Annotated in this window: 14 protein-coding genes and 1 pseudogene; 12 read left to right on the top strand and 3 right to left on the bottom strand. The window is 58.4% G+C overall.

The window, feature by feature from the left end:
• The first annotated feature begins 1,309 nt into the window (after positions 1-1,309).
• The 6 genes from FEZ21_RS22850 to FEZ21_RS03415 all read left to right on the top strand — a co-directional run bounded on the left by FEZ21_RS22850 (position 1,310) and on the right by FEZ21_RS03415 (position 14,728).
• Positions 1,310-3,226, top strand: a complete 1,917-nt coding sequence (locus FEZ21_RS22850; RefSeq protein WP_160626460.1) for an Ig-like domain-containing protein — start codon at positions 1,310-1,312, stop codon at positions 3,224-3,226.
• A complete protein-coding gene (locus tag FEZ21_RS22585; RefSeq protein WP_373683719.1) occupies positions 3,108-8,651 on the top strand; it encodes a BapA/Bap/LapF family large adhesin in 5,544 nt (1,847 codons plus the stop codon). Before FEZ21_RS22850 ends, FEZ21_RS22585 begins: the two co-directional genes overlap by 119 nt.
• A gap of 247 nt (positions 8,652-8,898) precedes the next feature.
• Positions 8,899-10,317 (top strand): TolC family outer membrane protein, encoded by a 1,419-nt coding sequence (locus tag FEZ21_RS03430; protein WP_160626458.1) that lies wholly within the window; start codon positions 8,899-8,901, stop codon positions 10,315-10,317.
• Entirely contained in the window at positions 10,314-12,497 is a 2,184-nt protein-coding gene (locus FEZ21_RS03425) for a type I secretion system permease/ATPase (RefSeq protein WP_003438029.1), read from the top strand. Before FEZ21_RS03430 ends, FEZ21_RS03425 begins: the two co-directional genes overlap by 4 nt.
• A gap of 94 nt (positions 12,498-12,591) precedes the next feature.
• The gene (locus FEZ21_RS03420; protein WP_160626527.1) at positions 12,592-13,782 is read left to right on the top strand and encodes an HlyD family efflux transporter periplasmic adaptor subunit; all 1,191 of its coding nucleotides are present in this window, start codon (positions 12,592-12,594) and stop codon (positions 13,780-13,782) included.
• A 13-nt stretch (positions 13,783-13,795) separates the two neighbouring features.
• Positions 13,796-14,728: a S9 family peptidase gene (locus tag FEZ21_RS03415; protein ID WP_003438033.1), complete on the top strand. Its 933-nt coding sequence runs from the start codon at positions 13,796-13,798 to the stop codon at positions 14,726-14,728.
• Positions 14,729-14,786: 58 nt separating this feature from the next.
• Here the strand turns inward: FEZ21_RS03415 and murF are convergent, their stop codons facing one another.
• The 3 genes from murF to FEZ21_RS03400 all read right to left on the bottom strand — a co-directional run bounded on the left by murF (position 14,787) and on the right by FEZ21_RS03400 (position 18,803).
• Positions 14,787-17,921, bottom strand: coding sequence for a UDP-N-acetylmuramoyl-tripeptide--D-alanyl-D-alanine ligase (murF, locus tag FEZ21_RS03410; RefSeq protein WP_160626456.1), 3,135 nt, complete (start codon positions 17,919-17,921; stop codon positions 14,787-14,789).
• Between the two features lie 209 nt (positions 17,922-18,130).
• Entirely contained in the window at positions 18,131-18,331 is a 201-nt protein-coding gene (locus FEZ21_RS22580; RefSeq protein ID WP_029612854.1) for a ribbon-helix-helix protein, CopG family, read from the bottom strand.
• Between the two features lie 172 nt (positions 18,332-18,503).
• Positions 18,504-18,803 carry a hypothetical protein gene (locus FEZ21_RS03400; protein ID WP_160626454.1) on the bottom strand — a complete coding sequence of 100 codons (300 nt, stop codon included), beginning with the start codon at positions 18,801-18,803 and terminating at the stop codon, positions 18,504-18,506.
• Here FEZ21_RS03400 and FEZ21_RS03395 point away from each other — a divergent pair.
• The 6 genes and pseudogenes from FEZ21_RS03395 (at position 18,802) to FEZ21_RS03370 (ending at position 26,061) form a co-directional block, all read left to right on the top strand.
• Positions 18,802-19,047, top strand: coding sequence for a hypothetical protein (locus FEZ21_RS03395; protein WP_160626452.1), 246 nt, complete (start codon positions 18,802-18,804; stop codon positions 19,045-19,047). The genes FEZ21_RS03400 and FEZ21_RS03395 overlap by 2 nt on opposite strands.
• 390 nt (positions 19,048-19,437) lie before the next feature.
• Complete coding sequence (locus FEZ21_RS03390) at positions 19,438-20,352, top strand: LysR family transcriptional regulator (RefSeq protein ID WP_003438040.1); 915 nt, start codon at positions 19,438-19,440, stop codon at positions 20,350-20,352.
• Positions 20,353-20,514: 162 nt separating this feature from the next.
• Complete coding sequence (locus FEZ21_RS03385; RefSeq protein ID WP_160626450.1) at positions 20,515-21,849, top strand: serine hydrolase; 1,335 nt, start codon at positions 20,515-20,517, stop codon at positions 21,847-21,849.
• A gap of 104 nt (positions 21,850-21,953) precedes the next feature.
• Positions 21,954-23,852: pseudogene (gene hflK / locus FEZ21_RS03380) on the top strand (protease modulator HflK); the annotation flags it as partial.
• A 17-nt stretch (positions 23,853-23,869) separates the two neighbouring features.
• The gene (locus FEZ21_RS03375) at positions 23,870-25,699 is read left to right on the top strand and encodes a cation-translocating P-type ATPase (protein WP_165439554.1); all 1,830 of its coding nucleotides are present in this window, start codon (positions 23,870-23,872) and stop codon (positions 25,697-25,699) included.
• Between the two features lie 110 nt (positions 25,700-25,809).
• Complete coding sequence (locus FEZ21_RS03370) at positions 25,810-26,061, top strand: hypothetical protein (protein ID WP_160626448.1); 252 nt, start codon at positions 25,810-25,812, stop codon at positions 26,059-26,061.
• Positions 26,062-26,121: the final 60 nt, after the last annotated feature.

The following is a 26,121-nucleotide window of genomic DNA, read 5'->3' as shown; positions in this document are numbered from 1 at the left end:
TAAGTTGTCTATTTGTATTAAAAGTATTCCGGGGGCAGTGTTGTTTAAGTTGCCAGTTGTAATGCTTGCTTGCGCTGAGAATAATATTCCGCAACTGTTCGGTCGCCATATGTCCTATGCGCGTAAAGTTTAATCAACAAATATGGGGTTCATTCAAGGTGAAGCTCGTGCCCAAAGCACTGGGCTCCCAGAAAGTCTTGATGGCCTCGTCACTGACAGCCATCGAGTACCCACAGTCGATATTATATCTGCGTCATTCGGCTTAACTCTTTTGACTTTGACGGCTCTACTTCCTTTCAGCTTCCACTGGCTATTCTGCCCCCCTTGATAACCCTTCTACAGACCTCGCTCTAAGGCTATCTCGCCACATTGAAACCTGGATAGTCATGCCTCCCCCCCACGACAGTTACAGCCCAATGCGGCGCATTTCGCGTCATCTTGTCTGGCGAGGCGGTGCATCGTTTTTCTACGAGTATCTGCAATGACAGCGATTTTTTTCATGGGTGGCGGGCAGGCACCTGGTCGCTACAGGGCATTCTCATCTCTGGCGCTTGTCAGGCTGATACCAGCCGTTGCACTGAAGCTCGTCTGTTAAATCACCGAGGGTGGCGGCGTGTGAGCCATCTGGCGCCTTACCATCTGTCGGATTTTTTAAAAAAATATAACGTCGTGATGTTCGTGAAAAACAGACGAATCACTCATCCAGCACTCATCAGGAACACCTGTGATTTGACTTGAATATGATTTCATTATAATGAAATTCACATAGGATTATCAAAGCGTCTAACTTGATTGGCGGTGACATATCACAAGTTGCCATAGGGTATAAGCGACCCTGTTTGGCGATTGAACTTTTCTCTTTGAAGATGATTTTTAGGCGGTTAGTATCCCGTAAGCGAGTCGTTTTGGTGGGGTTAAAAACCCTGCCACTAAGATGACGCATTCAACTCTTGCACCTTTGATAGGCATGCTTGATTTGCTTAGTAAAAGGATGCCCATCCCGGTATTTCCGGGCAAAGGACATGGAGAGCCTACGGTGATCAACCCCCTGCCCAAGCACTGCCTTTCCTGCTCGATACCGACACGGTATCTGGCTGTAAACCCCTTGTGCTACGGCCCTTACTGCCTCTCGCTGCGGGTCATACGCCCGTTGCTAAGTGAGCGCGCGGGCGTGGGCTGAGCCAGGGTTTATTTAAAAACTCACATAACTTTCGCTTGTTCGAATGCTCAGCTTCTCATTCAGAAGCTGCGTAGGCGTTCGGCTCGCTTTTGTTATTGGTTTTGCTTGGTTTAATAAAAAAGGTGTCCGATGAAGAATATAGTCATTGTCGATAAGTCGACGGGGGCGGCGACCGAACAAACGTTCGGGAACATTGCCCTTAAAGAAACCAGTATTGTCAAACTGCCCATAAGTCAGGCATCGATTCAATCGATGCAACAATCGGGTAAAAACTTGGTAGTGACCCTTAAGTCGGGAGAGACGGTCACAATCCAGAATTTCTTTGTGGTAGGTGAGGACGGCGCAGCGAATCAGCTAGTCCTTGAAAATGACGACGGCACACTGCTTCTTGGAAGTTACTCCACTCCCTATTCAGGTTTTACGTTTAGCGAACTCGGATCACTTGAAGATCTGGCCCTTGCTGCACAAGCAGGCGCTGGTGTACCGGACTGGTTAGTCTGGGGTCTGAGCCTGCTGGGTGCTGGCGCGGCAATCGCAGCGCTATCCCACGGTGGCGGCGGTGGTGGCGGCGGCGGTGACGGCGGCAATGGCATTACGTCTGACACGACAGCTCCCAATGCCCCGACCAATCTTAGCGTTGCTGCTGATGGTCTGACTGTCTTCGGTAAAGGTGAAGCGAACACCACCGTGACCGTCAAAGATGCAGCTGGCAATACCATTGGCACTGGCCACGTCGGAGCCGATGGCAACTTTGCGGTTAATCTGGATCACCCTCAAGTCAATGGCGAAACCCTGGACGTGACCCTGACGGATACCGCAGGCAACGTCTCGGTCCCGACGCAAGTGGACGCGGGAGATACAACAGCGCCGGACGCCCCAACCGAACTTGCCGTATCTGCTGATGGCACCACGGTTTCCGGTAAAGGTGAACCAAACACCACCGTAACCATCAAGGATGCCAACGGCAACACCATAGGCACAGGTCAAGTTGGAGCCGATGGCAACTTTGCGATCCAGCTGGATCATCCTCGAGAAAATGGCGAAACCCTGGGCGTGACCCTGACGGATGCCGCCGGTAACGTTTCGTCCCCATCGCAAGTGATTGCTGGTGATACCACGGCGCCTGATGCGCCAACCAACCTTGCCGTCAGTCATGACGGCATCACTGTTTCCGGCAAAGGTGAAGCAAACACAGATGTGACCATCAGAGATGCCGACGGTAACTCCATAGGCACAGGCCACGTTGATAACTTCGGGAACTTTGCGATTGAACTGGCCACCCCGCGAGTCAATGGCGAAACCCTGGGCGTGACCCTGACGGATGCCGCCGGCAATATTTCGAACCCGACCCAAGTTGTTAGTTCTGACTTGAATGAGACGGACGCCGACGCCGACGCGGATGCGGATGCGGATGCGGATGCGGATGCTGATGCTGACGCCGACGCCGACGCCGATGCTGACGCGGATGCTGATGCTGATGCTGATGCTGATGCTGATGCCGACGCTGATGCTGATGCTGATGCTGATGCTGATGCCGATGCCGATGCCGATGCCGACGCCGACGCGGATGCGGATGCGGATGCGGATGCGGATGCCGACGCCGATGCTGATGCGGACGCCGACGCCGACGCCGATGCGGACGCTGATGCCGATGCCGATGCCGATGCCGATGCGGATGCGGATGCCGATGCCGATGCGGATGCTGACGCCGATGCGGATGCGGATGCTGACGCTGACGCTGATGCCGACGCCGACGCCGACGCCGATGCGGATGCGGATGCGGATGCGGATGCGGATGCCGACGCCGACGCTGACGCTGACGCTGACGCCGATGCCGATGCCGATGCCGATGCCGATGCCGATGCGGATGCTGACGCCGATGCGGATGCGGATGCGGATGCCGATGCTGACGCCGATGCCGATGCCGATGCCGACGCTGATGCGGATGCGGATGCTGACGCCGATGCCGATGCCGATGCCGATGCCGATGCTGACGCGGATGCCGATGCTGACGCGGATGCGGATGCGGATGCGGATGCGAGCTGACGCTGATGCCGATGCCGATGCCGATGCTGACGCGGATGCGGATGCTGACGCTGATGCCGATGCCGATGCCGATGCCGATGCCGACGCTGATGCGGATGCGGATGCTGACGCCGATGCCGATGCCGATGCCGATGCCGATGCCGACGCGGATGCCGATGCCGACGCGGATGCCGATGCCGATGCTGACGCCGATGCGGATGCGGATGCCGATGCTGACGCTGATGCTGATGCTGATGCTGATGCTGATGCCGATGCCGATGCCGATGCCGATGCCGACGCGGATGCGGATGCGGATGCTGACGCCGACGCTGATGCTGACGCCGATGCTGATGCTGATGCTGATGCTGATGCTGATGCCGATGCCGACGCGGATGCGGATGCGGATGCGGATGCCGATGCCGATGCCGACGCCGACGCCGACGCCGATGCTGATGCGGATGCGGATGCCGATGCCGACGCTGATGCGGATGCGGATGCGGATGCGGATGCGGATGCGGATGCCGATGCCGACGCGGATGCTGACGCGGATGCCGACGCCGATGCCGATGCTGATGCCGACGCCGATGCTGACGCCGATGCTGATGCTGATGCTGATGCCGATGCCGATGCGGATGCTGATGCGGATGCTGATGCTGATGCTGATGCTGATGCTGATGCTGATGCTGATGCTGATGCTGATGCTGATGCTGATGCTGATGCCGATGCCGATGCCGATGCCGATGCCGACGCCGATGCGGATGCCGACGCCGACGCCGATGCGGATGCCGATGCCGACGCGGATGCGGATGCGGATGCGGATGCCGACGCCGATGCCGATGCCGATGCCGACGCCGATGCGGATGCGGATGCCGATGCCGACGCTGATGCGGATGCGGATGCGGATGCGACCGACGCCGATGCCGATGCCGATGCTGACGCCGATGCCGATGCTGATGCCGACGCCGATGCCGATGCCGATGCCGACGCCGATGCCGATGCTGACGCCGATGCTGATGCTGATGCTGATGCTGATGCCGATGCCGATGCGGATGCTGATGCGGATGCTGATGCGGATGCTGATGCGGATGCTGATGCCGATGCCGATGCGGATGCGGATGCGGATGCCGATGCCGACGCCGACGCTGATGCGGATGCGGATGCGGATGCGGATGCGGATGCTGACGCCGATGCCGATGCCGATGCCGATGCCGACGCCGATGCGGACGCTGATGCGGATGCGGATGCGGATGCCGATGCCGACGCGGATGCTGACGCGGATGCCGACGCCGATGCCGATGCTGATGCCGACGCCGACGCCGACGCCGATGCCGACGCCGATGCCGATGCTGATGCTGATGCTGATGCTGATGCCGATGCCGATGCGGATGCTGATGCGGATGCTGATGCTGACGCCGACGCCGACGCCGACGCCGACGCCGACGCCGACGCCGACGCCGATGCTGATGCGGATGCGGATGCGGATGCGGATGCCGATGCCGATGCCGATGCCGACGCCGATGCGGACGCTGATGCTGATGCTGATGCTGATGCTGATGCGGATGCGGATGCGGATGCGGATGCCGATGCCGACGCGGATGCTGACGCGGATGCCGATGCCGATGCCGATGCCGATGCTGATGCCGACGCGGATGCGGATGCGGATGCGGATGCCGATGCTGACGCCGACGCCGACGCCGACGCCGATGCTGACGCCGATGCTGATGCTGATGCCGACGCCGATGCCGATGCCGATGCCGATGCCGATGCTGATGCTGACGCCGACGCCGACGCCGACGCCGATGCTGATGCCGACGCGGATGCCGATGCGGATGCCGATGCCGACGCGGATGCGGATGCCGATGCTGACGCCGACGCGGACGCGGATGCGGATGCGGATGCTGATGCTGATGCTGATGCCGATGCGGATGCTGACGCCGACGCCGACGCCGACGCCGACGCCGATGCGGATGCTGACGCCGATGCCGATGCCGATGCCGATGCTGATGCCGACGCTGATGCCGATGCCGACGCGGATGCTGACGCCGATGCCGATGCCGATGCCGATGCGGATGCCGACGCCGATGCGGACGCTGATGCGGATGCTGACGCGGATGCCGACGCTGATGCGGATGCGGATGCTGATGCTGATGCCGACGCCGACGCCGACGCCGATGCTGATGCTGATGCTGATGCTGATGCTGATGCTGATGCTGATGCGGACGCTGATGCGGACGCTGATGCCGATGCGGATGCCGATGCCGATGCCGATGCGGATGCCGATGCGGATGCTGATGCCGATGCTGATGCCGATGCTGATGCCGACGCCGATGCTGACGCCGATGCGGATGCGGATGCGGATGCGGATGCCGATGCCGACGCCGATGCCGATGCGGATGCCGACGCCGATGCGGATGCCGATGCCGATGCCGACGCCGATGCGGATGCGGATGCCGACGCCGATGCGGACGCTGATGCGGATGCTGACGCGGATGCCGACGCCGATGCCGATGCGGATGCTGATGCTGATGCTGATGCTGATGCCGACGCCGACGCCGACGCCGATGCCGATGCCGATGCCGATGCTGATGCCGATGCCGATGCCGATGCCGATGCTGACGCCGATGCGGATGCGGATGCGGATGCGGATGCGGATGCGGATGCCGATGCTGACGCCGATGCGGATGCCGACGCCGATGCTGACGCCGATGCGGATGCGGATGCGGATGCCGACGCTGATGCCGATGCCGATGCCGACGCTGATGCCGACGCCGATGCCGACGCCGATGCCGATGCTGATGCGGATGCCGATGCCGACGCCGATGCCGATGCCGACGCTGATGCCGATGCCGATGCCGATGCCGATGCCGATGCTGACGCCGATGCCGATGCCGATGCCGATGCCGATGCCGATGCCGACGCTGATGCCGACGCCGATGCCGATGCCGATGCCGACGCTGATGCCGATGCCGATGCCGATGCCGATGCCGATGCCGATGCTGACGCCGATGCCGATGCCGATGCCGATGCCGATGCCGACGCCGATGCGGATGCGGATGCCGACGCCGATGCGGATGCTGACGCCGATGCGGATGCGGATGCCGATGCCGATGCCGATGCCGATGCCGATGCTGACGCGGATGCCGACGCGGATGCCGATGCCGATGCGGATGCTGATGCCGACGCGGATGCCGATGCCGATGCCGACGCCGATGCGGATGCGGATGCCGACGCGGATGCTGACGCCGATGCGGATGCGGATGCGGATGCCGATGCCGATGCCGATGCCGATGCCGATGCCGATGCCGATGCTGACGCTGACGCGGATGCCGACGCGGATGCCGATGCCGATGCGGATGCTGATGCCGACGCCGACGCCGACGCGGATGCCGACGCCGACGCCGATGCTGACCTGGACGCCTACGATGATGTGGCCACTGCAGAGCTGACGCTTACACCGGTCACAACTCAGACCAGTCTCGCGAATATGAGCGTTCTTAGGCTGGCGGATATTCTTGGTATCCCGGTTGGCACACCTCCGGCGGTTCAGACTTTCACGGTGGCTAATGACACCGAGGGCACGCTGAACCTGACATTCAAACAGGCCGATGTACTTTCTCTGCTCAACGGTGGAGTTACCGTCAGGCTTGAGGTAAGTGACGGGGCCGGCGGTTGGAAACCAGTCCAGGAAGGTAGCAACGGGGCAGGATTGCTCGATTTGCTAGGGCTGTTAGGTTCCTCTACTACGGCGAAGGTCGAAGGCCTGGCGGCGGGTCAGTACCGTCTCACCATGGACATAAACCCTAGTCTGTTGGCCGTGCTCTCCGGTGCGTCCGCGGTGGTCAGTGTGACCAATGAAAGTCAGGTCGATTTCACAGCCACGGGTGGTGTAGTCGAAGGCAACGTAATCACCGATAACGGAGTCTCCGGTATACCGGACTCTACTGGTACTGGCGCAGATGCGACGGTTAATACGGTCAATGGTGAGGCTGTGAATGCCGATCCTGCTGTAGGAACAGTAGTGACCGGGTTGTACGGTGCGCTGACGATCTTCGCTGACGGCAGTTACACCTACACCTCAAATGGCAACCCTGCGGACATCGGGAAACTGGATGCCTTCGTGTATCAACTGACGACACCGGCGGGCGGCACGGCTACGGCTACGCTGTACGTGCGGACCGACAGTACTGACAGCACGGTGGTCTGGGATCCTGCCAATCCAACGGCCCCGGGTACTGGGGAGTTGCTGGCGACCGATGACATCGACACGGCGCAGGTTGATCTGGTTCTCCAGGTGATTAACAGTCCTTCTACGGCAACCAACTACACAGGGCCCGGTATAGCCGGCACTGTCACCGAGCATTTCGGGCAGACCGTGACGGTCGAGGCTGGAATGACGGCGGAGCTGTTTGTCAATCGCACTGGATCGTCTGCCACGACCACCATTGTCCTGCAGAAATTCAATGGTACGACCTGGGTTAACGAGCCTGGTCAAAGCACAACCGATGCGACACATACCTTCACCCTGGGTGCAGGTGATTATCGGTTGTCTTCGTCGACGGCCAAGGTACTGGTGGGGACCGCTGTAAGTGTTGTGCAGACGCTGGCCACCCATACGGGCGTGGAGATCACAGGACCGACAATTGCCGTAACAGGCAATGTTCTGGCAGCTGGTGATCACTCTGTTGCAGACAGCCAAGGTTCTTCGCTGACTGTACTGAGTGTGCTGGTCGACGGGGCCTACGTAGTACCGGGTCAAATCGGTACGGTGGTGCAGGGTGACTTTGGCACGCTGACAATTCAGGGCAACGGAGACTACAGCTACAAACCGACCGAGGGAGGAGCGTCGACAAACATCGGTCAAGTCGACAGCTTCAGTTACCAACTCACCACACCAAGTGGCCAGATGGACACTGCCACTCTGTATATCCGTATTGACTCTCCAGGCAGCGGCCTGGTCTGGGACGATGCTAATCCGGGCAACCCTGGCACTGATTCTCCAGGTTTTGCAGCAGCCTCGGTTGTGGATGATTCGTCACAGGCTAAGCTCACTGAAGTTGCCGACGGTACTGATCCGATTGCCACTCATGACACCGGCTTTGTTGCGGTACATGAAGCAGACGGTTCCGATACCCAGGTTTGGGAGGGTGGCGATGCGTCGATCAACTTGCACTTGCTGATCGGTAACGCCAGCAATGTCGAGAGCATTGACCTGAACGATTTCAGTGCTGTTGATCTGACGGTGAGTCTTGAAGATCTGGTAGCACTGACGTCAACCGGCACGGATAGATTGTTTATCCAGGGTGACGATGAAGACAGCGTTCAGCTGACGGGTAACTGGACAGTGGGCAGTACGCAACTGGAGAACGGGCAGGAGTACGTGGTGTACACCAGCCAGGAAGATGAGACCCATCAACTTTGGGTGCAAAGCGGTATCAACGTGGTTTAACCACGTTGTCGGCGGGGCAGCGTCAGGCCGCAAGGCCTGGCGTTTTCCCTTCATCCTTTCAACTCACAACTGTAACGATCCCGGCGGGGCACTTTGCCCCGCCCGGGCGTTGCATACCGAATTCGAGTAACGCTGTGAATGTCACTGAAGTTCAAACATCTGCATGGCGTGTAAGTGTTTCTCTTTTTGATCACAAGCCAAGTTGGAGTATTACTTGAAACCTAAGGATCGGTTCGGGTTCCTTTATATGGCTTTGTTGGCTATTGCCGTTCAGCCATTGACGATAGAACAGGCCGTAGCGCTGACACGTGACTATGAACCTGAAAGCATCAACATCATCAGCCCAACAGATGTGGGCAAGAATTTACCGGGCGATTCGTTCGGCGCGAGCCAACCCGCAGCTCCCCGAAATGCAGTCCCCGACAACCTCGATCTACCGCGCGCGGTTCAACTGGCCGTGGCATGGCATCCCGCCATCTCGGAGTCGATCGGTCAGCTTTACCAGCAAAACGACTACGTCACCGTGGCTCGTGCTGGCTACTACCCGCAGATTCGGGCGGGACTCAACTCCGGGTATGACTCGGGGCTGACCGGTAACGGTCAAAGCCAGGCCTTTACCTTGTCGCTGTCGCAGATGCTGTATGACTTCGGCAAGGTGGACAGTGCGGTGAACAGCGCCGAGGCCAAACTCAGTGGTCGGCAGGCGTCAGTTTTGTTGGCCATTGACCAGGTGGCGCGCGATACCGCCTTTGCCGTGATCGAGTTGCAGCGTTATCAGGCGTTGCTGGTTATTTCCAAGGCGCAGGTAAAGGGCCTGACAGCCATCGCCGACTTGGCGCAAAAGCGTAGCGATATGGGGGCCAGCACCCGTTCTGACTTGATCCAGGCGCGCTCGCGGGTTGAGGCGGCCGTAGCCACTCAGCTGCAATACACGGCGCTCTATAACCGGTGGCGCAGCACCCTGAGTTCTTTGCTCGGGTCACAAACATCGGTCAGTGTTTCTAACGGTGTACCGCCTTCATTGAGTCAATCCTGCCAGGGGGTCAATGCTGACGAAGTGATGACGCCTTCGCTGTTGATCGCCCAGGCTCAACAGGTGGATGCCTTGGCGCAAATTGCCCTGGCCAAGGCCGAAGGGTTGCCGACCGTTTCGCTGGACCCGTCGGCTACCCAATACCTGGACAGTAACAATGACGATGGCACCCTCGGCGGTCGCGACCGCACGCGCTACGGTATTTATCTCAACGTTGAAATGCCGCTGTATCAGGGGGGAGCCATCAACGCCCGAAAATCGGCTGCCGGACAGGCTCTGCGCACTGCCCAGGCTGCCAATGATGCCGCTCGGCTGGCCGTGCGCCAGGGCCTGCTGGAGGCCAAGGATCAAACGTCGAGCCTCGAACAGCGGCTGACTACCCTGGATTTTCGTGAACGCAGCATTTCTGAAACCCGCGATTTGTATCGCCAGCAATACCTTGAGCTGGGTACGCGGCCGCTACTCGATTTGTTGAACGCCGAGCAGGAAATCCACCAGGCCGCCATGGATCGGGCCAACACCACCGCCGATCTGCACCGCCTGGAAATCGATTGCCTCTATAACAGCAGTGGATTGCGTACGGCGTTCAATCTGGATAGCAGCACGATCCAAGGCGTGGAGATTCAACCATGAATGACGCAGTGAACCTTGAAACCCCGAACGCCACCGAACCCCAGACTCTGGAAGATGTTCGCGCACTCAGTTACGAAGGCTGGCTGGAGGCGATATTACTTGTTGCCCGGCATCATCGCCTGGATTACTCGGCTCAGAATGTGCGTATTGCCACCCAGTGGAGCAAGGACGCAGATGTCGACGAAGTACTGCGTCAGATGGCGCGACAGGCCGGCATGAGCCTGAAGATCGTCGACTTTAGCCAGGATTTGCTGGTGAACAGGCGACTGCCGCTGGTGCTGCAGTTTGACGATGGCCAGATCGGCGTGCTGCAGGCCCTCAACGACGACGATGAACTGGGCATTGTCTACAGTGGCGACCAAGGCCTGCAAAGCCGCATCAGCCGTGCCCAGATACTTGCGTCTGCGCGCAAGGCGCTGATTCTGCGGCCCAGTCAGACGGCCAGGGATTCGCGGGTTGATGATTACGAAAAACCCTACGACAAGAGCTGGTTCAAAAACATCGTCTTGCGCGACATGCGTCCCTACGGTCATGTCATGCTGGCTTCCCTGGCGGCGAACGTCCTGGGCCTTGCCGGTGTGCTGTTTTCGATGCAGGTATACGACCGGGTAATTCCGGCCGAATCGATGCCGACCCTCTACGTGCTGTTCGGTGGGGTGATGCTGGCGTTGTTTTTCGATTTTGTGCTGCGGGTCATGCGTGTGCGCATCACCGACCTGTTGGGCAAGCGTGCGGACATACGGGTGTCTGATCTGGTATTCGGGCATGCCATTCGCCTGCGCAACAGCGCCCGGCCGAAATCGACCGGCTCGTTTATTTCGCAGTTGCGCGAGCTGGAGCAGCTACGTGAGCTGATTACCTCCAGCACTGCCAGCGCTTTGGCTGACCTGCCGTTTTTTCTGATGTTTGTGGTGATCTACTGGTTTATTGCCGGACCTTTGGTGGCAGTACCGCTGGGGGCCGTGTTGTTTATGGTAATCCCGGGCCTGCTGGCGCAGAAAAAACTGGCAGTGCTGGCTAACCAGTCCATGCGTGAGAGCGCGCTGCGCAGCGCCATGCTGGTGGAGACCGTGCAAGGCCTGGACGACATCAAGATGCTGCAGGCCGAACCGCGTTTTCAGCAGCAATGGAACCATTACAACGCCACTGCTGCCGAGGCCAGCCTTCGTTCGCGGATGCTCACCAACGGCCTGATGACCTGGACCCAGTGCGTGCAAGGGGGCGTTTTCGCGGTGGTGGTAGTCATCGGTGCACCGATGGTGATGCTGGGGGATATGACCACTGGTAGCCTGGTGGCCTCGTCAATTCTGGCTTCGCGAATGATGGGACCCTTGTCTCAGATCACTCTGGTAATGACCCGCTGGCAACAGGCCAAAGTGGCCCTGCAGGGTTTGCATCGGATCATGAAATTGCCGATCGATCAGGCCGAAGGCAGCAAACGTGTACACCTGCCCGTGGTGCGTGGCGCTTATGAATTCAAACAGGCAGTGTTCAAATATTCCGAAGAGGCACCCATGCCGGCCTTGACGGTCAAGGCATTGAAGATTGCTCCGGGTGAACGGATCGCAGTGCTTGGACGAAACGGTGCCGGCAAGTCAACGCTGCTGCAGGCGCTGGCTGGCATGATCGACCTCAGCGCAGGTTCCCTGACGCTGGATGGTGTGGGACTCAGCCATATCGACCCGGCCGATATACGCCGCGACGTGGGCCTGTTGACCCAGAACTCGAGACTGTTTCACGGCACCTTGCGCGAAAACCTGACGATGGGTGCCCCGCACGCAGGCGACAAGGAAATCCTCGAAGCGCTGGCGCTGACGGGCGCACTGGAGTTTATCGGTAAGTTTGCGTTGGGCATGGACCATATGATTCTGGAGGGGGGGCTTGGCCTGTCCGGTGGCCAGCGCCAGTCGTTGCTGCTGTCGCGACTGATTATTCGCCAGCCGCAGATCGTGCTGCTGGATGAGCCTACTGCTGCACTGGACGATGCCAGCGAGCGCAAGCTGATTCAGAGCCTGGCGCAGTGGGGCGCGCAGCGCACGCTGATTATCGCGACACACCGTATGAATGTACTGAGTCTGGTGGACCGCATCATCGTCGTCGACAACGGCATGGTGGTGATCGATGACACCAAGGACAACGCGATTGCCCAACTTTCAAAACCCAAGAGTCAGCCGCAGTGAGCCAGCTGCCCCATGCAATTGACTGCGCGAAAGGATAGTTCAGATGTCCAATAAAACGAGTGCTTCGGGTTCGCAGCACCAGGGAGGCACTCCGATGGCGGGGGCTTCCCGAGGTACCGGTAGTCAGTCCGATGATGGCCTCGATGACGCAGTCGTCGTGCGCTCTACACGTATTGTCTGGTGCGTTGCCTTGATGCTGCTGGCGTTTGGTACGTGGGCGTATTTGTTTGAAATAGATGAGGTGTCGACAGGCACCGGCAAGGTCATCCCGTCGTCTCGCGAGCAGGTTATTCAGTCGCTGGAAGGCGGTATCGTTACCGAGCTGAATGTCGCCGAAGGTGACATCGTCAAGCAGGGAGAAGTACTCGCCAGGCTCGACCCTACCAAAACCGAGTCCAACCTGGGTGAGAGTGCGGCCAAGTACCGTTCATCCCTGGCCAGTGTGGCGCGGTTGCAGGCGGAAGTGAGCGGCACAACCCTGAGGTTTGACGAGGAACTCAAGGGTTATCCGGCGCTGATTGCAGCCGAAACAGATCTTTACAAGACCCGACGCAAGGGGCTTGAAGAGTCTCAGGCCGGAGTACGCGCCTCTCTGGGGCTGGTGCGCAGTGAACTGGAAATCACCGAGAACCTGGCCCGGGTCGGTGCGGCGAGTAACGTTGAGGTCTTGCGCCTGAAACGCCAGAAGTCCGAGCTTGAGCTCAAGCTTACCCAGTCGCGTTCCGAATACATGGTGCGCGCCGGCGAAGAACTGGCCAAGGCCAACTCCGATGTACAAACCCTGGCTTCGGTACTCAAGGGCCGCTCCGATTCGGTCACCCGGTTAACCTTGCGCTCACCGGTGCGCGGAATTGTGAAAGGCATTGAAGTCACCACCATCGGCGGCATCATCCCGCCCAATGGCCGGTTGATGCAGATCGTACCCATGGATGACCAGTTGTTGATCGAAGCCCGTATCTCACCCCGGGACATCGCGTTCATCCACCCGGACCAGGATGCCAAGGTCAAGATCACAGCCTATGACTACTCCATCTACGGCAGCATGGACGGGAAGGTGGTCACCATTTCACCCGATACCATTCAGGACGAAGTCAAACCCGAGGTCTTCTACTATCGCGTGTTTATCCGCACCAATGACAATGAACTTCACAACAAGGCCGGCAAGGCGTTTGCCATCGTACCGGGAATGATTGCCGCGGCAGACATCAAGACGGGCCGTAAAACCGTGCTCGATTATTTGATCAAACCCATGAACCGTGCGCGTGAAGCATTGCGCGAACGCTAGTCGGAGGTGGGCGATGGTTGTTTCGCGGTTACTGCTTTGCCTGGCAGTTCTGGCCTGCTCGCCGGCATGGGCGCTGGGCACGGATGACGTCCCGTTGCTGTGGAACACTGCGGCCAACCAGGCGTCCTGTGTCGACCCGGACTCGGCTTTGTGGGTCGAGTTTGCCAGCGGCAAGGCCTGTATCCGCTACTTCAGTTCTTCGCCGCTAGAGCATGCCCCGGTAGTGATCGTAATGTTTCATGGTGACCGGAACATCGAAATGCACCGCCCACCCGAAGCCATAGCGGGCAACACCCTCACGGCCAAAGACAAGCAGGCCGCCACGCTGACCCGGCGAGCCGGCGTGCCGGTGGTGATAGTGGCGCGTCCGGGCACCTACGGCTCCAGCGGTAACCACGGGCAGCGGCGTCAGGCCAGTGAGTTTCAGGCATTGGCGGTTGCGCTCGACCAATTGCGCAAGCGTTATGGCATCGGGCAGTTTGTGTTGCTGGGGCACAGCGGGGGGGCAACGGTGGTTGCATCTCTGTTGACACTGGGGCGTACGGACGTGAAATGCGCGGTCATGACGTCGGGCGCTTTCGGCTTGCTCGAGCGGGCCCGCATGATTCGTCAAACCAAAGGCCTGCCTGCCCGTGACGGGCGCGACACCAATGGTTTGTTCAACCCCTACGATCCCCTGGAGCATATCAGCGGCATTTCCAGGGTGGCTGCCCGGCCGCTGTATGTGATCGGCAATCCCGGCGATCAGGTTGCACCTTTTGAGTTGCAGAAAAAGTTTTACCAGGCGCTAAAAGATGCCGGGCACACGGCACGGTTGATCGAGGCACCGGCCATTGCGCCGGCTAACCATCAACTGCGCAACGACATTGCCCTCAAGACTGCTTCCGCCTGTGCCAGAAGCGGGCTTGCTGGCGATGCTTCCAGGAACGCTGCGTTCACACAGTGAAAACGCCCTTCATCGCCAGCAATTGAATGTCGAGCGCCGCGCTCGCGGGCCCTGCCAGTCAGGCCGTTGCAGACTGCCCGGTGCGCGTGAGCGATTCGACCAGTTCCGAGAGGCCGGTACCGCCCGAGCTTTTTACCAGCACCCAGTCCCCTGCACGGAACCAATGCGCAGCCTGCTCTGGCAGTTTGACCTGCAGCGCCTTGATGTCCTCAAACCACACAACACTCGACTGGTCGCGCAAGTGCATGTAAAGCGCATGCATCTGCGGCCCGCAAAGCACGGTGTGTCGAGGAGAGGCGGCGACAAGATATTCCGCCAGTTCAAGGTGATAGCGCGACGTATCCGGGCCGAGCTCAAGCATATCCCCCAGAACCGCAACCCGCTGATTGGCCGGGACGGGTAATTCGGCGAGCATCTTCAACGAGGCCACCATGGAGCCAGGGTTGGCATTGTAGGCATCGTTAATCAGATGGTAATCACCGTCTGCGCAGGGGATTTGCAGTGTATTGCCACGACCGGAAACGGCCTCGAATGTCTCCAGCGCACTCAGTGCTTCGGCTGTCGGCAGGCCCGCGGCTACCAGTGACGCCAGTACCGACAGGGCATTAAGCACCATGTGCCGACCGCGTGCGCGAAGGTTGAAGCGTACCGTCGTCCCCTGCAGGCTGGCAGTGATCTGAAAGTGTGACGGCATGCTCTTGCACTCGATCATCCGTAGATCGGCGTGTGGGTGTTCGCCATAGCTGAGCACCGTCAATTGCGCCCGCTCGGCTGCTTGAGCGAATACCTGGAAATAAGGCATATCGCGGTTCAGCACTGCGTGGCTGCCCGGCGCCATGGATCTGAAAATCGCACTTTTCTTGCGCGCCAGGTTCTCCAGGGTGCCGTGGTATTCCAGGTGCGCAGGCGACAGGCTGGTGACGACGGCGACGTGAGGCCGAACCAGATCCGAATTGATCGGCATCCTGCCCACGGCCATTTCCAGCACCCAGAATTGAGCCGGGTCGGTCATGCAGGCCATGTTCCAGGCGATGCCATGGGGCAGGTTGGCATTGCCGTCGGTTTGCGCCACGGTACCCAGTGTTTGCAAGGCATGGGTAAGCATGGCGACCACGGTGGTTTTGCCGGCACTGCCCGTGACCCCGAATACCTGGCCTGTAAATGCCTGCCGGGCGTAGCGCCCCAGTTGCAGCATGGCGTCAGCCGTGTCCGGGACTTGCAGCACAGGTAATCCGGCGTTCAGGTAGGGTGTCGGGTCGGAACAAATGAAAGCTGACGGGCGTTGTGCTACGTCAGCTTTGGCCCAGAGACGCGCCAGTCGTGCTTCATTGATCCCGATCTTGCTTTCAGGGCGGTTCAGCATGCGATGCGGTTTGAAGTAAGCCATGGATGGAGCCAGGCCTGTTGCTTGCCAACCGGCCTCGGGAGCTATTGCCCAGGAGCCGCCAGTGGCTTGTGCAACACTTTCTGCATCCCAGCGCCAGCCATTGGCCACCGGCAGCTCGTACTGGACTTGTGGTGCACCATCAAGCAGGTAGCGGTGGTACGCAATGAACCCGGAGAGGTAGTGCTCCACATCATCTATGCGCACCCGGAACGCGTGGTGGCGGATGAAAAACGAGCCGACGATGCGCTCAGGATTGCGAAAGAACATGGCAGTTTCCGGCCAGAAATACCCATTCAGTAAATGGCCGGCGCGGTAGTGCAGCGCGCGATAGAACTTGTCCAGATCGACTTCGTTGAGCAGATGGCGCAGCGACGGTTCCTGGCTGATTCGCTGCAGCATCTGCTGGGCGGCCATCATGAGCTCAAGCAAGGTCGGGAAGGTGGTGATGCGCAACAGGACAAAGTCCAGATAGTCCGTCACGTTGTTCAAGCCGAAACGGAAATACTTTTCTTCCGGACGGTGGCGCGTCAGCTCATTGACGCAGTAGCTCAACCAATGGTCATGCTCGCGCCAGTGTTCTTTGGCAATGAAATAATCGAAGGCTTTTTCCACCACATTCAGCCAGCGCTCGTCACCGCTCAAGCCATAAAGACGCATCAGCCCGAATGCGGCTTCACCGTCGTAATAGATGATCCGGAACGGGGCTTTGACGCTCAGATCCTTGGCATGCAAGACATGATTGAAGCCGCCCGTGAAGGGGTCTTGCATCCAGCTGATGCCATTGGCCAGGGCTGTCAGTAGCGGCAGATAGTCGCGGGTGCCGGTGACCTCGCTGAACTTGACCAGCGCCAGCAGGCAGACCGCATTGCCGCCCAGTTTGATCTCATCTCCCTCATCCACCAGGAACGCTGCCGCGCTGCCATCGGGCAAAGTGTAGTGCTTGATCAGCTGTTCGGTGAGATAGCCAAGGGAGCGACGTATTGATGCTTCAAGCGCATCATCTGCGGTCAGCTCCCAGGCCTCGATCATCGAATAGGTGGTGCTGGCGTGTCGCAGCGTGTTGTAGTTCTGGATCGTACGATCGAAGCACGGGAACTGGCCATAGATGAACTGCCCGCTGTCCTTGACCTGACGGCCGAGAAAATCCGAGGCTGTCGTTACCTTGTCCTTGATTTCGGCCGCGCTCAGTAACCCGCTGAGGCGTCGTCGGCCGACATCTGGCCCGCTGCTGCTCAGCGCATGGGCTTTGCCGTCTTCGGCACAAAACACAGCTTGAGTCTGGAACAGATAAACCGGGGTTTGAGAGTCCGACTGTGCTTGCATGGCCGCGACTTGAGCGACTGAATGGCTAAAGCGTCTTTTCGCATAAATCAGATAATTGTTTATGTTGAACGAGGCAAGAGGAACGTTGGGGCCACCGTAAAGAATGGCGTTGGCGTTGATTTCCTGTTCGGTGATGGCGGTGACCAGGGCTGGGTCGAAGGCCATGCCGTATCTGAAGTAGTTACGTTTGTGGCGCTTGAGGCGTTCCTGAAATTGAGCCCACGACAGCGGCATGATGTTGACGGCGCGTTCAACCCTTAACCACTGGTGCTCCTGCGGCTGCTGTGCAAGGTTCAGCAGGCCGGCGCTCCACGCATTTTCAAACGTGTCGGCGCTGACGTGGAATACCCGGGCCCGCTGTGTACCGTCACTGATAGAAAAAAATAATGTACAAGGCTCGGCTGCAGCGCTGCGGTCACCGAGGTCTGCAGTGGATTCGCTTAACAATGCATGACAGGCCTGGAGTTGCTGTATCAAAGACATAATCAAATCCATTATCAACGTCAGATGACGACAGAGTGCTGACTGAAATAAAGTTATTTTGTCCTGCAGGACAGCGCTCTAGCGGGCAGGCGGACTATAAAATCACACAGGTCGGGCATCATATAACCCGCGTCCAGCATCCACTATTAATCATTTAGTTATAGATGAGGCAGCAACATAATACTTTAGGATTAGTCAAAGACTTAATACTAATTGATTATATGTGAGCTTACGTTGCTTGACTCTCCAGGTGGCAGGTTATTGGGCACCTCGAGAGTATTCAGATGATTCTTGATTAGCTTTCTAAGGATCTGCGAGACCGTGAGATCAGCCATCTCAGAGAGGGCCTCCAGTTTTTCCTTGGTTGGAGTATCAATCAATATGGTTAGCCGCGTAGATTTCTTGTTCATGTTAGATCCTTCAAGTCCCACCGCTGCAGTCTCGGGGTTGGCTTTCATCATCCTGATTAACGATGAGGTAAAAACGCTTTTTAAAACTTGTGAGTTACTTTAATTGATCAAATGAAAACTTTCCACTTAAGGATTTTCAAAAACAAGTCCTGAGCTGTGCTGAATCCTGGCCTCACCCTCCCGGCCAGCCATGCTCCGGATGACGCTTTTCTGTCATCGAATACGCCAGCCCGCACAAACCCGGGGTGGCGAACGGTTCCTCGTCGAGGCGGATCCGGTCGTGCCGTTCCTTGCCAAGGCCGCCGGGAAGCGAAAACCTGAGCAACTGCAAACCAGTCTGCACCTTGACCCGTTGCAGCACGGGTTCTGCCTGCGTCATCCGACGGCTGGCAAGTGCTCCAGAAGATTGTCGCCATGGCTCCATGCCCGCGCCCGGGGCTGTTCGCATCGATCGCGAAGACAGGGCCTGCATGGATATCCAGCCGCCGCTGGAGACAGTTGTTTTGGGCCAGGAATCCCGCATCAATTACTCTGGCCTTCGTGATACAGGAACACGCGGTCGTTACTTTATTGACAACACTCATCCTGTTGGCGCAGGCGCCAGTTATCTGGATCGATCGATTGAAGCCACAACTAAAAACGAAGACCTGCTTCAAGAGCCCGCAAACAGTTTTCAAAGTACAGGGCTCTTCGGGGGCGAGGGTATCGATCAATAACTTGAACAATATTTGTATATGGCGCCTGCTAATAGTTGCCTTGCCATCCTGCTCGGCCCGCTCTAATGAGTAGTTATAGGGGGGGCTGAAGTTTATTATAAACTTGCCAGCTTAAAGGCTTGGAGGAACAGCTCTATTATGTGCATCTCTAGAACTCACGTTTCTCCGGGTGATCGCAGATGCCGGAAAAAGAAATATATGAATTATCGCGACTGTCTTTTATTCGGGCAACAAAGGCAGGCATCAATCAGGTTGATTTCTTTCACCGCCGGCAGTTGCACGCCACAAGCGATCCGGCACTTTATTGTGTAATAATTGGTATAGCCCACTTGACCGGCAATACGGGTTGAGTTGTTTTTGGCACGAGGATTACACCGTCAGGGAGTCGACATGCTTTATACCAACGCACTGAAGCAATTGGATATGCAGGACATTTCGATTGTTTTGTTGCTGATTGAAAACCGCAGCGCCAAGCGGGTCTCGGAAATACTCAACTTGAGTCAGTCGAGCATCAGTTACAGCCTGAAAAAACTGCGCAATTGTTTCGACGACAAATTATTTGAAAGCTGCGAAGGCGCCATGCAGCCCACCGCGCGGGTATTGGCCATGCAGCCTTACCTGCAAAATATTGTCCAGTGCATTAACCAGTGCGCCAAAGAGGGGGTTGCCCAGACATCGGCGACCCGGCAGTGGAACATCACTGCCCCCGAGTATTTCGAAATATTGATGCTGCCCGCGCTCTTGCAGTCAGTCCGTTCGGCAGGGCGTAACTGGTCATTGGGTGTGAGCCGCCTGGGTGAAGATTTACCGATCAATGGGGTACTGGAAGGGGAGACCGATGTATGTTTCGGTTTCGGCGCGGGCTATCACCAGCGTCATCCGCTTTTGGACTATCGAAGCATCAGTGAAGATTCTTTTGTGTGCTTATCCAGTGTGCAAAAGCATCAGCCGAAAACGACACTGAATATTGATGAATTCTGTGAAACACCCCAGGTATTTCCAACGCCATGGTTATCGGAAAAAAACATGGTGGATGATTGGCTGGGCAAGCAGGCACGCAGCAGAAAAATAGTTACCCGCGCCAATTCCTACCACGCCGGGGTCAATATTTTATTGTCGGTTCCGTCACTGATCGCGATTCCGAAAAAAATATTGCCGACGTTGCCCATACCGCCGCAGATAAAAATTCTTAACCCCCCTGCAGGTTTTCCGACCTTTACGCTGGATATGATCTGGCGCAAAAAAAGAAATATCCATAGCGACTTTCACCAACTGGAAGCTCTGATCGGGGAAATAAAAATATAAATTGCCCATGCCGCCCCAGGACCTGTAGCTGCCGGCTCCCGGATCAGATTCAAGCTATGCAAAGTAGCCGGCATGCCGCAAGGTGATGCGCGGCCAGGAATTGAAAAGGAACATTCAGTTCTGTCGTTGGCCCGAGTCTCGTTCCTTTACTGAGGCGTATGCATGTTTAAGCATCTTCTGAATCCCGCCCGCACCGGTGCGGTTTTTTTACTCTCGTGCCTGGCAGCTTCCATTGCCTGCGCAGCCGACAAAACCACTTACCCCGATGCCGCCGCCAGTGATCCCAAGACCATGGGCTGGATGGTCGGCGCGCCACCACCGGCCGATCGTATCGTGCGTTTTGCCGATGGCAGTTATTTCAATTTTCCGGCAATGCGCTGGAGCGTTTCCAACTTCCGCCAACTGATGCCTACCACCAATGTATCCCGTGGCCTGGGAGCACCGGTGCCGCTGGCTCGGGCGTTGCGCAGTGATATCGACAAGCTGACCTTTGTGCCCCTGGGCAGCCAACAGCCAATGACCTGGGAACAGTCCCTGGCGGCCAATTACACCGATGGCATCGTGGTACTGCATCGCGGGCAAGTGGTCTACGAGCGTTACTTCGGTGTGCTCAACCCCGAGGGTCAGCATGGCGCCATGTCGGTCACCAAATCGGTGGTCGGGACCATGGGTGCCATGCTGGTGGCCGATGGCACTCTGGATGCCAATAAAAAAGTCGCGGACTATGTTCCGGAACTGGCCACATCTGCTTTTGGCAACGCCACCCTGCGCCAGGTGCTGGACATGACCACCGGGCTTAAATACAGCGAAGACTATGCCGACCCGAATGCTGAAGTCTGGCAACACTCGGCAGCGGGCAGCCCACTGCCAAAACCCAAGGACTACACCGGCCCGCGCACGTATATGGAGTTTTTGCTGACCGTCAAACCGCTGGGCGAACACGGCCAGGCCTTTGCTTATAAAACCGTCAATACCGATGTCCTGGGCTGGGTAATTGCCCGGGTGACAGGGCGTAACGTTGCGCAACTGATGTCTGAAAGAATCTGGCAACGCCTGGGTGCTGAACAGGATGCCTACTTCACCGTCGACTCCATCGGTACTCCATTTGCTGGCGGCGGGTTGAACACCGGGTTGCGTGATCTGGCGCGGTTTGGCGAGATGATCCGCAATGATGGCCAGTACCTGGGCCAGCAGATTGTGCCCAAGGCCGTGGTCGATGATATCCGTGCCGGTGGTGATAAAGCCGCCTTCGCCAAGGCCGGTTATGACCTGCTCAAGGGCGGCAGCTATCGCAACATGTGGTGGGTCACCCATAACGCGGACGGTGCCTTTATGGCGCGTGGGGTATACGGCCAGCGGATCTATATCGATCCCAAAGCCGAGATGGTGATCGTACGTTATGCCTCCAATCCGATCGCCGGCAATGCGGCCAACGATCCGGTAACCATTCCGGCATTTGAAGCCCTGGCCAAGCAGTTGATCGCACACCCGGAGTAACGCTACGAGCGGTCTTTGTAGAAAGATGAAGATCGCCTCCGGCCGACAGAAGTTTCACTGATTTTGTTTTATCGTAACTAGATATTTCAAAATATGGAGCTTCCATGCGTGTCGATTTAGATGCCGAGGAGGGCGGTCTTGAGTCTTTGTCTCGTTTTCAAAGTGCCTCTGCTCAGGCTCGTCAGCTTTTTCAATTAGGGGTCGTACTGGCGGCTTTGGCATTGATGGCGTGGGCAGTGGCTTTTTTTATCAGCCTGTTTTCGTCAGAGTCTTTATGGCCGGTATTGCTCAACAACAATGCGGCGGCGTTGCTGGTTCTGGCGGCAGGTGCGCAATCCGCGTTCTGGGTCGCCAGTTGGCGCAATAGCGCATTACACCCCGTACCACCCGAGGCCATTGAGGCTCAACCCGACGAAGAGTTGAGTGCCTACGAGCGCTTTTGCCAGGGCCTGAGCCGCGAGTCGTACCGCTTGATAGTCAATATCGGTGCGCCTGCGCTGTGGCTGGCAGGCCTCGGCGGGTTGGCATGGTGGAGTGTGCAACACACCTGGAACCTTGGATTGCCGGGTGTTGCCCTGGGTACTTGGGGCAGTATCGCGGCAGGTTGTGCGGTGCTATTGGCATTTGCCCTGTTGGTGCTGGAACGCTACCTGGCACAACAAAAACCCGCACAATGGCCTGAGGCCCGGTCTTTGGCGCCGCTGGTGCGGGTACCGATCATCACCTTTTTGCTCAGTGCGCTGTGTTTGCTGTTCAGCAGCGCCGAGGCCCTGTGGCCGGCGCGATTCGCGGTATTGATCGGCCTGTTGCCTGCGGCGGTTGCGATTGAACTGATGTTGCGGGCAGTGGCGGCATTGTTCAGTCCGCGGCGTGACAAGCTTGAGCCGCGCATGATTGCGCAAAGTTTTATCGCCGGCATGCTGCGCTGGCCGCCGCAACCATTGCTGGCCCTGCAGCATGAATTGCACAACCGGTTTGGCATCGATCTGCGCCAGATCTGGGCGTTCACCTACATGCGCAAAGCATTCTTACCGGTATTGGCCCTGGTGGTTGTCGTCGGTTGGGTGCTGAGTGGCGTGAATGAAATCCCCCTGCAGGGGCGTGGGATCTATGAGCGCTTTGGCAAGCCGGTGGCCGTATTGGCACCGGGCCTGCACGCCGGTTTGCCCTGGCCGCTGGGCCGGGTGCTGGCGGTGGAAAACGGCGTCGTGCATGAACTGGCCACCGCTACCGAATCGGCTGGCGAGCCAGTACTGACTCCCGCAGACGGGGCGCCGCCGGTCACGGCCAACCGGTTGTGGGATGCCACCCATGTCAATGACAAGTCCCAGGTCATTGCCAGCGACAACCACGATAAACAGGGCTTTCAGATCGTCAACATGGACGTGCGTTTCGTGTACCGCATTGGTTTGAGCGACCAGGCGGCGATTGCCGCCACCTATCACAGCGACGATGTGCCGACCTTGATCCGCAGTACTGCCAGCCGAATTCTGGTGCATGACTTTGCCTCGCGCACCCTGGACGGCGTGCTTGGCGAGCAACGCATCGCACTGGCCGCCGACATCGGGCGTGCAGTGCAAAAGGATCTGGATACCCTCGACAGCGGGGTGGAAATTCTCGCCACCGTGGTTGAGGCCATCCATCCGCCTGCCGGTGCCGCCAACGCTTATCACGGGGTACAGGCCGCGCAAATCAGTGCGCAGGCCCTGATTGCCCGCGAACGCGGGGCGGCCAGTGAGCAAAGCAACGTTGCGCAAATGCTTGCCAGCGCCGCTCTGGATCAGGCCCATGCCAGCGCCCATGAAGTGAATGCCACGGCACAGACTGCCGACCTGCGTTTTGATGCTGAACAAAAAGCCTATGCCCGTGCTGGATACGCCTTTGTCCTGGAGCAGTACCTGGGCCAGTTGAGCACGGGCCTGAACAACGCAAAATTGCTGATCCTCGACCATCGCCTTGGGGGCAGCAGCGCGCCGACCCTCGATCTGCGTTCTTTCACGCTCGCCAGCTCACTCTGGCCATGCTGGCGCTGGGTCTGTTGGGGCTGGGCCTGGTCTGGCGCTGGTTCATGCCACTGCAAGTCGGTACCAGTCAGTTGCTGCTGGGGTTTGCATCGCTGCTGGTCGCGGTGCCGGTCATGCGTTCGGCGTGGTACAGCCTGCGCTATCCGAGCCTGCACGGGATCACCGATCAGCTGATTGCACTGGCGATGCTCGGTGCATGGGCCACCGGCGATTTGCTGACTGCGGCATTGCTGCCGATCATCATGATTTTTGGCCACGTACTCGAAGAGCGCAGTGTCATCGGCTCCCAGGAAGCGATTCACGCCCTGGGCAAATTAACCCGCAGTCAGGCGCGTTTATTTCAAGCAGACGGCAGTCTGCAGGAAGTCGACAACGCCAGTCTGAAGCACGGCGATCAGGTTGAAGTGCGCGCCGGTGACCGGGTCCCGGCCGATGGCGTGGTGCTGTCGGGCCAGGCCAGTCTGGACACCGCTTCGATTACCGGTGAGTCAGTACCCCTGGAAGTGAGCGCGGGGATGCCGATCTTTGGCGGGGCGATCAACCTGGATGGGTTGTTACGGGTAGAGGTCACGCGAACCGGCGATGAATCGACCCTGGGCAAAGTGATCGCTCTGATGCAAAACGCCGAGCGCTCGAAACCGCCCATCACCCGGTTGCTGGAGCGGTATGCCGGTGGCTACATGGTGTTGGTGTTGATGATCGCGGCGGTCACATGGTTTATCACCAACGATGCACAAGCGATGCTCGCCGTGCTGGTCGCGGCGTGTCCCTGCGCTTTGGTGTTGTCGGCACCGGCGACGGCCATTGCCGGGATTGCGGTGGCGGCGCGCCACGGGATATTGATCCGCAGCTCGGCGTTTCTTGAAGAGCTGGCCGACCTCACGTCGCTGGTGGTGGATAAGACCGGCACCCTGACGTACGGCACCTTGCGCCTGCAAACCATTGAATCTGATCTGACCGGGCACCAGCCTCTGCTGCAACTTGCCGCCAGTTTGGGCGCGGCCAGCAGTCATCCGGTAAGCCGGGCGCTGGCCGGGTTGGTGAGTCACGAGCAGATGCTGGCGCTAACCGAGGTTCGTGAGCGCCAGGGGTTGGGCGTTGTCGCCAGTACCGGGCAGGGTGAGGCTGCGTTGGGGCGCCCCGAGTTGTTCAAGCAATTGGGCATCGTCACTACCCCGGTACCCGGGCACGACGGACCCATTGCCGGCCTGTCCCTGGGCGGGGAATTTCTGGGCTGGTTGTTGCTCGCCGACAGCGTCAAGCCTGAGGCCCGGCAAGCCTTGAGCGAGTTGCGTGAGCTGGGGCTCGGGCGCCAGGTGTTGCTGACCGGTGACCGTCAGAGTGTCGCAGAGCATTTGGCCCGGGTGGTGGGCATCAGCGAGGTTCAGGCCCAGGCTTTGCCTGAAGATAAATTGACCCGGGTGTTGAGTGAAATCGAGCGGGGCTTTCGTCCGATGGTGGTGGGCGATGGCATCAACGATTCACTGGCACTCAAGGCTGGTGTGGTGGGTGTGGCCATGGGCGCGGGCGGCGCCGACATCGCTCTGGCCTCATCCGACATTGTGCTGATTGGCAGTGATTTACGGCGCCTGGGCACGTGCGTGCGGTTGAGCCGTGCATGCCGGCACACCCTGCAGGTCAATGTGGTCATAGGTCTGGGCTGGACCCTGGCCATCGTCGCCGCTGCCGCGTTTGGTTGGCTGGGCGTGGCGGGGGCAATGATTGCCGCGCTGTTGCATAACCTCAGTACGTTGTTGGTATTGGGCAATGCAGGGCGATTGTTGAGGTTCCACGAGCCTTTGCAGGCATTGGTCGATGAGCGTTGAAATATTTCGGGTGGCCGCTGTAACAAGTTTGCCCGGTGGATCTCTAGTGGTACGTCGCAGCTGACATTGTGTTTGCCCGACGTACCATGACGCTCATCGAGGATACAAAAATGACTATCAAATCCGCAGCGGCGGGTGCCGCTCTTGCTCTTGCCGCCGCCTCCCTGTTTGCCGGTGTTGCCACTCAAGTGTCAGCCGCCGATGCGCAAGTGCATTGCTATGGTGTGACCTCGTGCAAAGGCATGAACGATTGTAAAACCGCCGACAATACCTGCAAGGGGCAGGGTGCCTGCAAAGGCCAGGGCTTCAAGGCCATGACTCAATCAGCGTGTATGGAAGCAGGTGGCACGGTCGGAAAATAATCCAACAGCCATGTGCCCGCGGCAGTACTGATGGTTGCTGCGGGTACTTCAGCGAGAATG

The sequence above is a fragment of the Pseudomonas sp. 9.1(2019) genome, from assembly GCF_009910445.1.
Classification (GTDB): domain Bacteria; phylum Pseudomonadota; class Gammaproteobacteria; order Pseudomonadales; family Pseudomonadaceae; genus Aquipseudomonas; species Aquipseudomonas paraversuta.
This window is presented reverse-complemented; position numbering and strand designations above follow the sequence as displayed.

Bases quoted from the DNA above. Each gene is read 5' to 3' on its own strand.
- FEZ21_RS22850 (WP_160626460.1), top strand. From the start codon at position 1,310: ATGAAGAATATAGTCATTGTCGATAAGTCGACGGGGGCGGCGACCGAA.
- FEZ21_RS22585 (WP_373683719.1), top strand. From the start codon at position 3,108: ATGCCGACGCTGATGCGGATGCGGATGCTGACGCCGATGCCGATGCCG.
- FEZ21_RS03430 (WP_160626458.1), top strand. From the start codon at position 8,899: ATGGCTTTGTTGGCTATTGCCGTTCAGCCATTGACGATAGAACAGGCC.
- FEZ21_RS03425 (WP_003438029.1), top strand. From the start codon at position 10,314: ATGAATGACGCAGTGAACCTTGAAACCCCGAACGCCACCGAACCCCAG.
- FEZ21_RS03420 (WP_160626527.1), top strand. From the start codon at position 12,592: ATGGCGGGGGCTTCCCGAGGTACCGGTAGTCAGTCCGATGATGGCCTC.
- FEZ21_RS03415 (WP_003438033.1), top strand. From the start codon at position 13,796: ATGGTTGTTTCGCGGTTACTGCTTTGCCTGGCAGTTCTGGCCTGCTCG.
- murF (WP_160626456.1), bottom strand. From the start codon at position 17,921: ATGTCTTTGATACAGCAACTCCAGGCCTGTCATGCATTGTTAAGCGAA.
- FEZ21_RS22580 (WP_029612854.1), bottom strand. From the start codon at position 18,331: ATGAACAAGAAATCTACGCGGCTAACCATATTGATTGATACTCCAACC.
- FEZ21_RS03395 (WP_160626452.1), top strand. From the start codon at position 18,802: ATGGATATCCAGCCGCCGCTGGAGACAGTTGTTTTGGGCCAGGAATCC.
- FEZ21_RS03400 (WP_160626454.1), bottom strand. From the start codon at position 18,803: ATGCAGGCCCTGTCTTCGCGATCGATGCGAACAGCCCCGGGCGCGGGC.
- FEZ21_RS03390 (WP_003438040.1), top strand. From the start codon at position 19,438: ATGCTTTATACCAACGCACTGAAGCAATTGGATATGCAGGACATTTCG.
- FEZ21_RS03385 (WP_160626450.1), top strand. From the start codon at position 20,515: ATGTTTAAGCATCTTCTGAATCCCGCCCGCACCGGTGCGGTTTTTTTA.
- FEZ21_RS03375 (WP_165439554.1), top strand. From the start codon at position 23,870: ATGCTGGCGCTGGGTCTGTTGGGGCTGGGCCTGGTCTGGCGCTGGTTC.
- FEZ21_RS03370 (WP_160626448.1), top strand. From the start codon at position 25,810: ATGACTATCAAATCCGCAGCGGCGGGTGCCGCTCTTGCTCTTGCCGCC.